Source organism: Pseudomonas sp. B19125, from assembly GCF_044218855.1.
Classification (GTDB): domain Bacteria; phylum Pseudomonadota; class Gammaproteobacteria; order Pseudomonadales; family Pseudomonadaceae; genus Aquipseudomonas; species Aquipseudomonas edaphica.
In genome coordinates this window covers 164,644-177,248 of sequence record NZ_CP162589.1, presented here as the reverse complement: position 1 = coordinate 177,248, position 12,605 = coordinate 164,644, and the positions used below count along the sequence as shown (strand labels likewise).

Here is a 12,605-nt window from a genome sequence, read left to right as displayed (position 1 = left end):
ATTTGCATCGATCCATCAAAAGGAGTTCGCTACCTACATGGCCGTTCCAGATGACTCACCCAGCGACGAATCGCTGCTGGGCCGCTACCGAGCCGGCGACGCTGCCGCGTTCGAGGTGTTGTACGCGCGGCACCGCCGAGGCCTTTACCGGTTCCTGGTGTCACTGAGCAACAAGGCCGAACTGGCCGAAGAGGTGTACCAGGAAACCTGGCTCAGCCTGATCCGCAGCACCACCCAGCCACAGGGCCGGGCGAGTTTTCGTACATGGCTGTTCCAGATTGCCCGCAACCGCCTGATCGACCACTGGCGCAAGCACGGCATCCACAACCCGCTGCACGACAGCTACGACGAACAACTGCACGCCCAGGCCGACGACAGCGCCGGCCCTGAGCAGCAACTGAGCCTGAGCCGCGACCAGGCGCGCCTCGACGCCGCTTTGCAAGACCTGCCCGAAGACCAGCGCGAAGTCTTCCTGCTACGCCTGCACGGCGACCTCGAAGTGCCGCAAATCGCCGCCCTCACCGGCGCCCCGCTGGAAACCGTAAAAAGCCGCCTGCGTTACGCCCAGCAGAAACTGCGCCGCCTGCTGGCCGAGGAGATACTCGTATGAACCACTCCCCACACACACCTGACGACGAGCTGATCCAGCACTTTCGTCAACACAGCACCGGCGAACCGCCTGCGTCCCTCGACGCCTTCATCCTCGCCACCGCCCGCCGCGAAGCCCCCAAGCCGCAACCCAGCCTGTGGCAACGCTGGCTGCAAGCCTGCCGCCAACCGCGCTGGCAAATGGCATTCGCCACCGTCGCCGGTGTAGCACTGATGATCGGCGTAGTGATGCGCGTGCCCGTGTCGCAGCCGGAGATCTCCACCGCAACGTTTTCCGCGGCGCCGGCGCCACAGATGTATGCCGCGCCTGCGCCCGCACCTATGGCGCGGATGGCAGCAGCGCCGAAAGTTGAGCACGCGCTGGTTCAGGCTGAAGCCCTCGGTGCGTTTGCCGATCAGCCGGCAGAAAAACTCAGTAAGCGCGCACCGCTGGCTTTGCCGTCACTGGAGGAAGGGCTGCGGGAGATTGTGAGCCTGCGGTTGGCGGGGCAAGCCAAAGCGGCGGATGAAAAGCTGTTGACGCTGCATGAGCGCTTCCCCGAGGAAGACTTGCCGGCGCGTTTGGAGGCGTTGCAGAAGCGATAAATGCCTTCAAAGAAAGCCCGCCACCGACTACTCGGTGGTGGGCTTTTTAATGGAGTTTTGAAAGCAACTTGGCCAAAAATGTGGGAGCGGGCTTGCTCGCGAAGGCGGTGTATCAGTCATACATGTATTGGGTGACACTCCGTCTTTGCGAGCAAGCCCGCTCCGACATTTTGAGCATCGTTTGCCTGGAAAGGCGCTGGGGGGAAATGGGCAGAGATTTATTTACACCGCAGGTCGATTATTTGGAGGTTTTGGATACTTGAAACGCGAGGCATGCAAAAAATTGCCTACAAACAAGCCCTAGGTCTTTCGACTTGGGGCTTTTTTGTGTGTGTCTGGTGCCCCGGCGGGATTCGAACGCTTTGGTTAACCAATTGAAAAATATGAAATTAAATAACTTGTGAGGCTTTGGGGATACATGGAAGGATACAAATTCTCAACTCAAACGCGAGTATCCACCACATGCTCACCACTGCATGGCGTTTACCTTTGATGAAATCTCTGTGCCTCAGCCATAACGGTTAGCATGTTGAGGAGCTCTTCTGATACACCAAATTGCTGCGAGAATCGGTTTAGGTTACATATATATATCGTGTATCCCCCAGCGGGACTAACCTCAAAATAAAGATGTCCTGCTTTGAGTATATTTTTTCCGTATTCGTCGAAGTGAGGGTGATAGATCCTGTACTGTTTTATGTCGGTCGGATATTTTCTGCGAGGATTTGTTCTCATGGCGGCGTCTGCAAACGCTTCGCGCTGACTTTTATATTCGTTACAGTCTGGGCAAGCTACGCACAGGTTTTTGGGCTCAAACATAAATTGGGGATATTGGGACTTTGATACTATATGTTCTATATGGGCCCCTAGTGCAGACCGTGCTGTGACAGCATTGAGGCAATAAACACAGTTGAGGCGCTGCTCAACCCTGTAAAAATCTCTGACCTCTCGCCTGATCTCTTCGAGATCGTCGTCTTTCCATCGAGCATGGCTGTAACCAGGTTCTTTTTTAATCGCTTTAATTTTTTTGGTGTTTAGCTCGTTAAAAACGACGGAGTTATTAATTGCAGGCATAGTAATTATACAGCTCGCGTACAGAGTCTATGAGTTGAACTGTTGGGTCGAGTGGGCTCAGTTGAAGTTGTGTTTCAGTTAGCCGCTGCAGTTCGGCGTACATTATGGCATCTACTTTCTTATTGGTTCTCAGCTTCGCGATTAGGTTGAAGCTAACTCTTGAAATATATTCATTCATCAATCCTGGCGCATCAAAAAGCTCTGCTAGCTGGAAGTCGGCGGATTTATTATTGAAATAACTAGATTCATAGAGCTCTCCTTTGCTCAGAGAATAGACATAGGAGTCTACACTGTTCATTCGAGAAATGATTTGGGGCGAGTGGGTGGCTATTATAAAATGGCAGTGTTTGTATCCCTCAAATGCTGATGTCAGTAGGCGCATAAACTCTTCCTGCCACCGTGGATGCAAGCTGATTTCAGGTTCATCTATAAGGATCAGAGAGCCATCTTCTATATGGCCTGCGATTCCAAGCATAAGAACAAGCAAACATTGCTCGCCGGAGCTTGCTCTTCTTAGGTTAAGCTCGCCATAACCATCCTTGTGAAGCTGGAGGTCTATGAGTCTTACTAGTCCAAGATCCATTAGGGTTTGAATTGAGTTGATTATGTGCGGATATGTGAGTTCGCCACTTAAAAAACACTCGTTTGTAATGAAGTCGACATCAAGCGTCAGTGCTTTGCGTTCGGTGAAGTAATTCGCCAAATTACTCATGGCATACGTTGCTGTGGATCTTGTCTCTGTGTCAAGAGAGTGGAAGTTTTTGGCGTACCTTTCATCCAGCATCAATATGTCGGAAGAGTCATCCGTTTCTATCGGGGTGTAGTGATTTAACCTGGTTTTGGACTCCCATTTTTCGTTATATCGCAGAAAAGCAGGCTTGAATATGAAGCTCACATTGGGTGAGAATGAAAGCGAGCCAAATACATCAATTAAGTTGGCGTTGTTTTGCTGGTTTAATAATTTATTAAGTAGCCCTTTGGACGCCGAAGAAATAAGAGAAACTGCGGAAGATGCAGAGAACATTCCCTCACCGCGCATTCCAACGTATTTGTAATTATTGGGAGTGCTATGTCTCTTGTTTCTAGGGCTTGGAAATTTATCAAATGGGCTTGTGGATACTGCAATGACAAATGGCTGTCGCCCACTAGCTAAGCTAGATAATTCATACTCGCTGTAATAATTTAAGTCATAAAAATCGCGAGTTTGTGCTTTTGCAATATTTGTTAATAATCTGCTCTTGCCAAGTCCGTTCTTTCCTACTAGGACTGTGTACGTGTTGTTTTCAGAAAAGCTTAAATGACCCGGTAATAGTTCAATTTTTTTTCCGTCGTGCTCTATTTCTAATACGCGAAGCATACAATTACCCAGAAGGAAATTTAAAATGTGACGCCTATTGCGATCTGAAATAAGATGCTAAGCTCGCTTAGTTGCTTTCTTTCTACGAATCGCAGGTTTGGAATTAATTGTTTTTGGTGATAAAAAGTCCGTAATCCCATTCATCCATGCAGGGCGCTCTTTGGTATCTGCTAACTCAATGTATCGAAGAGCAAATTTAACCTTAAAGCCAGCCATTTCGAATAAGTCGTCGAGTGTTTTTATTTCTAGTCGACGCAGATTCAATGCAAATGATGGAGGCATCTCCTCATCCTGAGATTTCAAACCTTTTACTAATTTACTTACTAATGCCGCATATGGGGCTTCGTCCTTTAAACTCTCGAGAGCTTTAAGGAAAAATCGAGGAATCAAAGTGTCTTCAATGACTGTGGCCGGATGAAAATCGTTGTTGCCCGTGGTAATTAACTCTGTTCGTTGTGTTTCTTCATTGTTTTTTACCCTTCGGATCTGAATCGATTTTATTGAATCTTTTGTGTCGAATCTTTCGTATTTTTTGTCGGTGTCAAGCAGCATGAAAACGCTGCCGTTGATGTCATCTCTCGCATCTATCAGCGCCAGTTCTATGTAAGTGTAGATTTTTTTTAATGCGGGGCTGCCTCCTACTGCGACGATCAGATAGCCTTCATCTTTCAAATAGTGGTCTAAATAGATTTTGTCGGCTGAGCCTTCGCATATCACCCATTTATAATCGCTGGCAGTGATCGACGCAACTATGGACTGCACGAGGTCATTTGTGCCTTTTAACTCAAGTTCTGTTGGAAGTCTACCGCTCGTGATTTGCCTTAGCTTCTTAATGTCCTCTCTAAAACATCTGAGATCAATTAATACCGGACCACCATCAGTCTTGGGGCAGTACACAGCCACGCCATTTGAAACTATCGGCATGAAACCGTACCAATGAGTGGTCACCATAACCTGCACACCACTTTCCGCTACATCTCTTAACTTTTCGAATTGGCTAAAGCAGGCCGATACGTGTAGCGATAACTCTGGCTCGTCAATAGCTAATATAAGCTGCTGGTTAGAGTTGTGCGCAGAAGATGTGAGAAATGCTTGCGCGACATCTATAAGCGCTTGTCTTTTCTCTCCCGAGCTTAAGTCCGCGACAGGTACAGTATCTTTTCCTACTTTCTTATTTAATACTTTTGAACCGAAATAAGACTCTATAATTGTTTCTGTGAAGTGAGTTAGATTGACTAGGCTTTGTTTTAAAGCTGGTTTTCGGTATTCATAAATTATTAGCCTTTCAGAAAGGCCGTCTAAAAACTCGCTTAGCTTTGTATTGATATCGGTGACAATATTTTTGTCAATAAAGTGTCGAACTATTTTGTCTATTTTTTGACCGAGCAATGCCTGCATCGTTCGGCTTTCAAGTTTTGTGTGTTCTTTGAAGTCTAGCTCGGATGGGAGGTATATAAATTTGTAATAATTATGAATGAGTTTCTGCAGCTCAATTAATGCATCAGTATATGAAGCGTATTTTTCAAAGGCTGCGTAGTCTTTTAAAGTTTCAAAAATAGAAAAGTAAGGCGTTGTAGTCGCAGCTCTGCTCGTTTTTTGAATCCCAAATGGAAAGAGATAGTGAGTATTTTCTTTAAAGCCTAGCTTAATTACTTCTTGGCGCTGCTGGCAAAAAAGCTCTGCATGAATTTTGCCTGAAGGGTTGAAGTCTGTAGGTTTTGCTTTCCATGATGTTTCACTTAATTTTTCTAGCAGCCACCGATGGACGGGTATTTGAAAATTTGATTTTTCTATCAAAAAAACAGGGCAAACAAATGGTTCGCGCTCTTGAAATCCTTTGGAAAGCGTATGGTTAAAATTCCATTCCGAACCGTTGAAGTAGCTGTCCAAGGCCTCTAATACTGAGCTCTTACCCGCACCGTTCTCCCCGACTAAAGCGCTAAACTTACTTCCATTCGACAGGGCAATGTAATTTATTCCCTGATACGTTTTGAAGTTTCTTAATAGCAAGCTGAATATCATCATGCGTCCCTGCGAAGTAGGCCTTCTGAATATTGCTCAAGCCTGGCTGAGCATGATCATCTGTGCTGGCAATATGGCCTCATGCAACTGCACTATGTCAAGTCTGCACTTAAGCGCTCATGGCTGCAGGTTTTTGAAGGGGTTGCACGGTAGCTTAAATTAGCCTGTGCCCCTGATAAGGGTTGGCCTGGAACGGTTTGAAGGGCTGTAGAAAATCCAGCCTATTTAGCCCGCAGGTGTGGTGGGGGGACAACAGCGCGCGCCGGGGTGGAGGCTCGCCATCCAGCGCCGGGAGCTCGACCAGTGGGACCAGCCAGAAATTGGCTCTCAGCAGCTCACCTGGCGCCATGGCCAGCACTTCCATTGAGCTAGTGGGGAATCTCATCGAAAACGAAAAAGCCGCCCTAAGGCGGCTTGCATGCTGTGTGTGGGATCGAATTCAGGACGTTTGCGTTTGAGTGTGTTGCTCAATCATTGCATTCAACTCCGAACGGCGGCGCGCTCGATAGATCGGGCTCTTCAACTCTTTCTGAAAAATGGGGACAGATTTATTTATACTCACACCAGAACCCAACTCATTACCTGACTACCATCCCTCTCACAGAATTTCTGGCTGCCACTAGAGCCCCCCGTCGCTCTAGGACCCAAGCCCCCCAGCCAAACGCAACCTTCCGAACCCCCCGGATAACTAAAGCCATAGCCTTAAAAATTCGCCCACAAAAAAGCCCCAGGTCTTTCGACCTGGGGCTTTTTCATCTGTATCTGGTGCACCCGGCGGGATTCGAACCCACGACCCCTGCCTTCGGAGGGCAGTACTCTATCCAGCTGAGCTACGGATGCTTGTGCGGGCGACATCATACCCATGTCGCCCTGATGCGTCCATTCCAGCGTTTTCGCCGGTAACTGTCGGCCGTTTCCCACCCAAAATGGCTAATCGCCACTCTCATTCACAACTCCCCGCGCCGCACGTCCCTTTGTTTGCTTTGCTCTTTTGGCTTTAAGCCGCTTCCAAGCCGCAATTCCCCAGGTGAACGCATGCATTCCAAAGGAACCGTGATGCTCGATCTCCCGTTGAGACAAACCCTGTTGGCCCGCTCCGATTTGTTTCGAGGTATGCCGGAGCACCTCTTGCGCTACGTTGCCACCCATATGGTGGAGCGCCTGCTGGATGATCGTGAACTGCTGTATTTCAAGGACGACAGCCTCGAATTTATTGCTTTGGTGGTTGAGGGCCGGATTTATTCGGTGGTGCATGGGCCGGACGGCCGGGAGCAGATTATCGGCAGTACCGGGGCCGGGCAGGTGGTGGGGGAGACGGCGTTGATCAAGGATCATGGGCGCGAGTCTTCCACCTTTGCCAGTGGCCCCACGCGGCTGTTGCAACTGGGTAGCCGGCATTTTGGTGTGCTGTTTGAGGAGCCGGTGTTTTTGCGGCGCTTGTTGATGCTGATGATGCTGCGCTTGCTGCATGCCATCGAGTTGCTGGAGTTGGTGTGCCTGCATCGGTTGGAGTCGCGGTTGGCGCGGTTTCTGTTGGCCAACCTGGGCGATATCGACCTGGCGCTGGCCATGCCGAGTGTCTCTTTGCCCGCCAGCCAGGGGGTGTTGGCGTCGATGCTTAACACCAGCCGTCCCAAACTCAATGTGCAGCTGCAATTGTGGCGCCGCAGTGGGCTGATCAGCGGCAATCTGGAGCGCATGGTGATCAACGATCTCGAGCATTTGCGGCGCAAGGCCTTTGCCTTGAATTAGTCGTTGCAGTGTTCCGCAGGTAACAGCGCACCCCTGTCCCGCGCTTGCAGACTGGCCCTTCATCAAGGATGCACAGGAGTGCTGGCGATGGGGATGACTGTTCAGTTCAAGGATCAATGGGCCGCCGATGACCGTTTGTTCGAAGCGAGTTGGCGCGCCGTGCAGGGCGAACTCAAGCGGCGCGCGTTGCGGCGGGCCAAGGGCAATCTGGATCAGGGCCAGGAATGGTTGTCGGCCACGGCGATCAAGGCCCTGCTGTTCTTTCGGCGCTCGCCGGAGCGCATTCGCGACCCTCAGGGGTTTCTGTTTCTGGTACTCGACCATGTGTTTCTCGACAGCTTGCGACGCAGCAAGCGCGAGGAGCGGCTGCTCGATGATTCGGTGGACCTCGAGCACGATCACCTGGCCGCACTCGCCGCGCCCTGCGCTTCGGTGCTGGAACGGGTGGAGTGTTACGAGCGCCTGGAGCTGATCGAGGCGCAGGTGGCGCGGTTGCCGGTGTTGCAGCAGCGCTTGTTTGAGATGCGCTTTGTGGATGACCTGCCGTATCCGCAGATCGCTGCCGCGTTGCAGGTCACGCTGCCACTTGTGCGCAAGCGTGTGCAACTGCTGCGCAACGCCTTGCGCTGAATTTGATTCACACACGCCGGCGCGGGGCGTTCTAGTTGTATGAGCGCGTCCTGCCGCCACTACCCACGCCCAACCCTGGGTGAATGCCATCAAGGAGAGATGTATGACAGAGGTCAACAGCCAGATCACCGACGCGGTCACCCAAACCAACGTCAAAGTGGTGGCAGAAGCGCCGGCCCAGGCCATCGCGTCGCTGTATCAGGTGGCGAGCAGTGCGGCGGGCCTGTCGTTACAGAACGCGGTCAACAGCCAACAGGCGATGAACCAGATTTCGAATGCGGTGATCTCCAAGGCCGTGGCGCTGATCATGCAGATTGGCGAGAAGGGCTAAGCCCTCGGGAGATCGATTATGTCGTGGTTCAGTAGAAAGAAACCCGCCGCCCCGCAAGCAACGCCCGCCGCCGACCCACCTGCGCCGGCGCCCGCCGCACCGGCCTCGCGCTCGATCATGGCGCGCATGAACGAGCACCTGCTCAACCAGGCGAGCACGCCGTCGCCCGACAGCACCGCGGCCCTCAACAGCCAGATCGTGCAGGCGGTGCAGTTCACCAACTCGCAGAACTTTGCCTATGCGCCGGCGCAGATTGCGGTGCCGGCCGACATGATGATCAGCCAGGCGGCCGGCCTGGTGGCGCAGGCGGCGGCGGGGTATTTCGACGGGGTCAGCAAGATCGCCCTGGCGGCCCAGGCCGTGCTGCTCCAGCAAATGACCGAGAACATCGTCAAGGACAACCTGCCGGCCGCTGCCGAAGACGCCTTGGGCGCCTTGGCCACCGACTTGCTGGTGGGCGCCGCTGCCGCCGTGGCCGCCGCCGCGGGTGCCATGGAAGCCGAAGCCGCCAGCGTGGCCATCGACAAGATCGACCAGAGCATCGCCAAGTACGCCGACACCTTGGCCAACCGGGCTGCGCCAGCGGCCTGAACCGAGCACAACGTTCCAGGGTTCTTCTGGAACGGTGCAACAGCAACTTGAAAGCAACTTTTCTTAAGTGAGGAGCGACATCATGCAGCCTGGAGATATTATTTTTTCGGTGAAGCAAGAAGACGACAGCGCGACGCGCGCGTTCATTCGCGCGGGCCAGTTGGTCAAGGCCAAGGTGTTTTCCCAGGACACGACGTTCCTGAATGTGGTTCATCCGGCGATTGCGGTGAGCGACACCCAGGTGATTGAAAGCGTGGGTGAGGGGCTGTCGCTGACTGACCTCAGCCTTGAAAAGCCCCCGCGTTCGGCGATGGTTTTCTCTTGCATGAGCAGTGAGTTGGGCGAAGCGGCAGTCGTGGCGGCCAAGCAGTTCTATTTCGACAAGATCAGCGGCGATATCCGTGGCCGTTACAGCGTGTGGAACGCGATGATTTCTGCATTCCGGCGCTGGACCTCCAACACCAGCCTGGTCGAGCGCATCAACGAGTCGGTGGCGATTGGCAGCAGCTCGTTCTGTTCCCAGTTCGCGGCCAACTGCTATGAAGTCGGCAACCTTTATAACTCGGCCAACCTGCTGCCGCCGCCGCCGGCGATTTTCGGCAACCAACCCAGCGCCATTACCCCTGCGGAGTTGGCGACGTTCTGTGATGCCTCGGCGTATTTCTACTTCTCGGGCTTCTGGCAGGACAACGTCGAGGTGCGGCTTTAGCGGCCCTTCAGCCAGCAACGTAGTACCCAAGGAGGCCGTCATGGCTCACCCAGCCACACCCTCAGTGCTGTCCAGCGATGATCGCTTGCGGCTGGAAGCGATGCTGCGCAACCCGCAGATCTTCGCCGGAACGCCCCAGGCCATCGTCGACGAAACCCTCAAGCGCGCCAGCCAGGTGCTTGAGCAGTCCAAGGCCAATGAGCAAGCGCTCAAGGCTGCCGCCGAGCAGCGTGAGGCGGCGCTACGCCAAGTGTTGGACGGCGCGGCCCCGGACAAGGACGCGCAACGCAAGGAAGTGCAGGCCCTGATCCAGGGTTTGATTACGCAGATTGAAGCGGCGCTGGGCCCAACTGCGAAACCTTGAGCTCGCGCGTTTCACAGGGCCTGTTTGGCAACGTTCATTCATGAACACGGAATGCACCGTGTACCCCTATAAGGAAATTGATCATGGCATTTGTTAACGAGCAAATTACCGACGCGGTCACCCAGACCAACGTCAAAGTGGTGGCCGAATCGCCGGCGATGGCGATGAGCACTATCTATCAATCCATGGCGCAGGCCACGGCGATTCTGTTCCAGAACGCTGTGTCGGCCCAGCAGCAGCAAAACACCCTGGCCCAGGCGGCCACCAACCAGGGCGTCATGCAGATCTACAGCGTCGATACCACCGCCGGTGCGGCGGCCACCGAAAAAGTCGCCCAAGGCGGCGTCTCGGATAACCTCACCAGCCTGTTGACTGTGCTCAAGTCCTTCCAGCCTTAAGCACTCAGCGATAACGGATGTTGTTCTTTCTCACACCAGGAGTTTCAACCATGAGCACAGTCAGCCCGCAAATCACCGATGCCGTCACCCAGACCAACGTCAAGGTCGTTGCCGAATCGCCAGCGATGGCCATGAGCACGATCTATCAATCCATGGGCCAGGCCACGGCGATCCTGTTCCAGAACTCGGTCTCGGCCCAACAGCAACAAAACACCCTGGCCCAGGCCGCCACCAACCAAGGCGTGATGCAGATCTACAGCGTCGACACCACCGCTGGCGCTGCGGCCACCGAAAAAGTCGCCCAAGGTGGCGTGGCCGACAACTTGACCAGCCTGTTGGCCGTGCTCAAGTCGTTCCAACCGTAAGTTGCAAGGCCCAACAGCCCCGGCGCCCACAAGGCACCGGGGCTGTTGTCGTTTGTGCGCTTGATCTGAAAGATGCATCAAATGCGCCGTTTTCGTTCTTTTTTTCGAACAGACTATTGCCCTGTACCCCCATTGATCCTAGGATTCGTTTGAGATTTCAAACGCTCTGTCTCCCGTGCGCTATTTCACTTATCTCGCGTGCTGGGGCTGATTTCCCTGACGGCAGCCCACAAGGCGCCTTTCAACAACTCTAATTCGCTCCGCGTGCGCGCGGTGCTGTTAAGGAAAGCCGACATGCAGCTCAAAGATACCCAGTTGTTCCGCCAACAAGCCTTTATCGATGGCGCTTGGGTCGATGCGGACAACGGTCAAACCATCAAGGTCAACAACCCGGCCACGGGCGAAATTCTCGGCACCGTGCCGAAGATGGGCGCGGCTGAAACCCGCCGCGCCATCGAAGCCGCCGACAAGGCCCTGCCGGCCTGGCGTGCGCTCACCGCCAAGGACCGCGCCAACAAGCTGCGTCGCTGGTTTGAGCTGATCATCGAGAACCAGGACGACCTGGCGCGCCTGATGACCCTGGAGCAGGGCAAGCCGCTGGCCGAGGCCAAAGGCGAAATCGTCTACGCCGCTTCCTTTATCGAGTGGTTCGCCGAAGAGGCCAAGCGCGTCTACGGTGATGTGATTCCTGGCCACCAGCCGGACAAGCGCCTGATCGTGATCAAGCAACCGATCGGCGTTACCGCGGCCATCACGCCGTGGAACTTCCCGGCCGCGATGATCACCCGTAAAGCCGGCCCAGCGCTGGCCGCCGGTTGCACCATGGTGCTCAAGCCGGCTTCGCAAACCCCGTTTTCGGCGTTCGCCCTGGCTGAACTGGCCCAGCGCGCGGGCATTCCAAAAGGCGTGTTCAGCGTGGTTTCCGGCAGCGCCGGAGATATCGGCAGCGAGCTGACCAGCAACCCGATCGTGCGTAAATTGTCCTTCACTGGCTCCACCGAAATCGGTCGTCAGCTGATGGCCGAGTGCGCCAAGGACATCAAGAAAGTCTCGCTGGAATTGGGCGGCAATGCGCCGTTTATCGTGTTTGACGACGCCGACCTGGATAAGGCCGTCGAAGGCGCGATCATCTCCAAGTACCGCAACAACGGTCAGACTTGCGTGTGTGCCAACCGCCTGTACATCCAGGATTCGGTGTACGACGCGTTCGCCGAAAAACTCAAAGTGGCCGTGGCCAAACTCAAGATCGGCAACGGTCTGGAAGAAGGCACCACCACTGGCCCGCTGATCGACGAAAAAGCCGTGGCCAAGGTTCAGGAGCACATCGCCGATGCCCTGAGCAAAGGTGCCAAGCTGTTGGCCGGTGGCAAGGTGATGGAAGGCAACTTCTTTGAGCCGACCATTCTGGTCAACGTGCCCAAAGACGCTGCTGTTGCCAAGGAAGAAACCTTCGGCCCACTGGCGCCGCTGTTCCGTTTCAAAGACGAAGCCGAAGTGATCGCGATGTCCAACGACACCGAGTTCGGCCTGGCTTCCTACTTCTACGCCCGCGACCTGGGCCGCGTGTTCCGTGTGGCCGAAGCCCTGGAATACGGCATGGTTGGCGTGAACACCGGGTTGATCTCCAACGAAGTGGCGCCGTTCGGCGGCATCAAGGCTTCGGGCCTGGGCCGTGAAGGCTCCAAGTACGGGATCGAGGATTACCTGGAAATCAAATACCTCTGCCTGGGCATCTAAGCTCGGCAAGAGATTGCAGTAAACGCAGAGGGCACGAGAGCGCTGACCCTTTGCGTGTTTGAAGACGTTATTCGTAGTGGCCGG

At 54.0% G+C, this 12,605-nt stretch carries 13 protein-coding genes and 1 tRNA gene; 11 read left to right on the top strand and 3 right to left on the bottom strand.

Annotated features, from left to right (window positions below; all coding sequences use genetic code 11):
- The first annotated feature begins 37 nt into the window (after window positions 1-37).
- Window positions 38-610, top strand: a complete 573-nt coding sequence (locus AB4P96_RS00835) for an RNA polymerase sigma factor (RefSeq protein WP_395600425.1) — start codon at window positions 38-40, stop codon at window positions 608-610.
- Window positions 607-1,194 carry a hypothetical protein gene (locus AB4P96_RS00830; RefSeq protein WP_395600424.1) on the top strand — a complete coding sequence of 196 codons (588 nt, stop codon included), beginning with the start codon at window positions 607-609 and terminating at the stop codon, window positions 1,192-1,194. Before AB4P96_RS00835 ends, AB4P96_RS00830 begins: the two co-directional genes overlap by 4 nt.
- A gap of 1,057 nt (window positions 1,195-2,251) precedes the next feature.
- Here the strand turns inward: AB4P96_RS00830 and AB4P96_RS00825 are convergent.
- The 3 genes from AB4P96_RS00825 to AB4P96_RS00815 all read right to left on the bottom strand — a co-directional run bounded on the left by AB4P96_RS00825 (window position 2,252) and on the right by AB4P96_RS00815 (window position 6,484).
- Window positions 2,252-3,622 (bottom strand): AAA family ATPase, encoded by a 1,371-nt coding sequence (locus AB4P96_RS00825; RefSeq protein WP_395600423.1) that lies wholly within the window; start codon window positions 3,620-3,622, stop codon window positions 2,252-2,254.
- A 57-nt stretch (window positions 3,623-3,679) separates the two neighbouring features.
- The gene (locus AB4P96_RS00820) at window positions 3,680-5,644 is read right to left on the bottom strand and encodes an AAA family ATPase (RefSeq protein WP_395600422.1); all 1,965 of its coding nucleotides are present in this window, start codon (window positions 5,642-5,644) and stop codon (window positions 3,680-3,682) included.
- Between the two features lie 763 nt (window positions 5,645-6,407).
- A tRNA-Arg gene (locus AB4P96_RS00815) sits at window positions 6,408-6,484 on the bottom strand.
- 195 nt (window positions 6,485-6,679) lie between these two features.
- On the opposite strand from AB4P96_RS00815, the gene AB4P96_RS00810 reads away from it, so the two are divergent.
- The 9 genes from AB4P96_RS00810 (at window position 6,680) to gabD (ending at window position 12,521) form a co-directional block, all read left to right on the top strand.
- Complete coding sequence (locus AB4P96_RS00810; protein ID WP_032865579.1) at window positions 6,680-7,396, top strand: Crp/Fnr family transcriptional regulator; 717 nt, start codon at window positions 6,680-6,682, stop codon at window positions 7,394-7,396.
- An 87-nt stretch (window positions 7,397-7,483) separates the two neighbouring features.
- Window positions 7,484-8,026 carry an RNA polymerase sigma factor gene (locus tag AB4P96_RS00805; RefSeq protein ID WP_017136685.1) on the top strand — a complete coding sequence of 181 codons (543 nt, stop codon included), beginning with the start codon at window positions 7,484-7,486 and terminating at the stop codon, window positions 8,024-8,026.
- Window positions 8,027-8,129: 103 nt separating this feature from the next.
- Window positions 8,130-8,357 (top strand): RebB family R body protein, encoded by a 228-nt coding sequence (locus AB4P96_RS00800; protein ID WP_003187543.1) that lies wholly within the window; start codon window positions 8,130-8,132, stop codon window positions 8,355-8,357.
- 18 nt (window positions 8,358-8,375) lie between these two features.
- Window positions 8,376-8,948, top strand: a complete 573-nt coding sequence (locus tag AB4P96_RS00795; protein ID WP_099549556.1) for a hypothetical protein — start codon at window positions 8,376-8,378, stop codon at window positions 8,946-8,948.
- Between the two features lie 82 nt (window positions 8,949-9,030).
- A complete protein-coding gene (locus tag AB4P96_RS00790; RefSeq protein WP_169986711.1) occupies window positions 9,031-9,657 on the top strand; it encodes a hypothetical protein in 627 nt (208 codons plus the stop codon).
- Window positions 9,658-9,697: 40 nt separating this feature from the next.
- Window positions 9,698-10,021, top strand: a complete 324-nt coding sequence (locus AB4P96_RS00785) for a hypothetical protein (protein ID WP_138451229.1) — start codon at window positions 9,698-9,700, stop codon at window positions 10,019-10,021.
- A gap of 83 nt (window positions 10,022-10,104) precedes the next feature.
- Window positions 10,105-10,419 carry a RebB family R body protein gene (locus tag AB4P96_RS00780; RefSeq protein WP_005783676.1) on the top strand — a complete coding sequence of 105 codons (315 nt, stop codon included), beginning with the start codon at window positions 10,105-10,107 and terminating at the stop codon, window positions 10,417-10,419.
- Window positions 10,420-10,469: 50 nt separating this feature from the next.
- Window positions 10,470-10,784, top strand: coding sequence for a RebB family R body protein (locus AB4P96_RS00775; protein WP_003187551.1), 315 nt, complete (start codon window positions 10,470-10,472; stop codon window positions 10,782-10,784).
- Window positions 10,785-11,078: 294 nt separating this feature from the next.
- Window positions 11,079-12,521: an NADP-dependent succinate-semialdehyde dehydrogenase gene (gabD, locus tag AB4P96_RS00770; protein ID WP_017136690.1), complete on the top strand. Its 1,443-nt coding sequence runs from the start codon at window positions 11,079-11,081 to the stop codon at window positions 12,519-12,521.
- Window positions 12,522-12,605 lie beyond the last annotated feature (84 nt).

Excerpts from the sequence above, each read along its gene's own strand:
- gabD (WP_017136690.1), top strand. The coding sequence starts at position 11,079 with ATGCAGCTCAAAGATACCCAGTTGTTCCGCCAACAAGCCTTTATCGAT.
- AB4P96_RS00835 (WP_395600425.1), top strand. The coding sequence starts at position 38 with ATGGCCGTTCCAGATGACTCACCCAGCGACGAATCGCTGCTGGGCCGC.
- AB4P96_RS00825 (WP_395600423.1), bottom strand. The coding sequence starts at position 3,622 with ATGCTTCGCGTATTAGAAATAGAGCACGACGGAAAAAAAATTGAACTA.
- AB4P96_RS00785 (WP_138451229.1), top strand. The coding sequence starts at position 9,698 with ATGGCTCACCCAGCCACACCCTCAGTGCTGTCCAGCGATGATCGCTTG.
- AB4P96_RS00805 (WP_017136685.1), top strand. The coding sequence starts at position 7,484 with ATGGGGATGACTGTTCAGTTCAAGGATCAATGGGCCGCCGATGACCGT.
- AB4P96_RS00795 (WP_099549556.1), top strand. The coding sequence starts at position 8,376 with ATGTCGTGGTTCAGTAGAAAGAAACCCGCCGCCCCGCAAGCAACGCCC.
- AB4P96_RS00830 (WP_395600424.1), top strand. The coding sequence starts at position 607 with ATGAACCACTCCCCACACACACCTGACGACGAGCTGATCCAGCACTTT.
- AB4P96_RS00820 (WP_395600422.1), bottom strand. The coding sequence starts at position 5,644 with ATGATATTCAGCTTGCTATTAAGAAACTTCAAAACGTATCAGGGAATA.
- AB4P96_RS00775 (WP_003187551.1), top strand. The coding sequence starts at position 10,470 with ATGAGCACAGTCAGCCCGCAAATCACCGATGCCGTCACCCAGACCAAC.
- AB4P96_RS00810 (WP_032865579.1), top strand. The coding sequence starts at position 6,680 with ATGCATTCCAAAGGAACCGTGATGCTCGATCTCCCGTTGAGACAAACC.
- AB4P96_RS00790 (WP_169986711.1), top strand. The coding sequence starts at position 9,031 with ATGCAGCCTGGAGATATTATTTTTTCGGTGAAGCAAGAAGACGACAGC.
- AB4P96_RS00800 (WP_003187543.1), top strand. The coding sequence starts at position 8,130 with ATGACAGAGGTCAACAGCCAGATCACCGACGCGGTCACCCAAACCAAC.
- AB4P96_RS00780 (WP_005783676.1), top strand. The coding sequence starts at position 10,105 with ATGGCATTTGTTAACGAGCAAATTACCGACGCGGTCACCCAGACCAAC.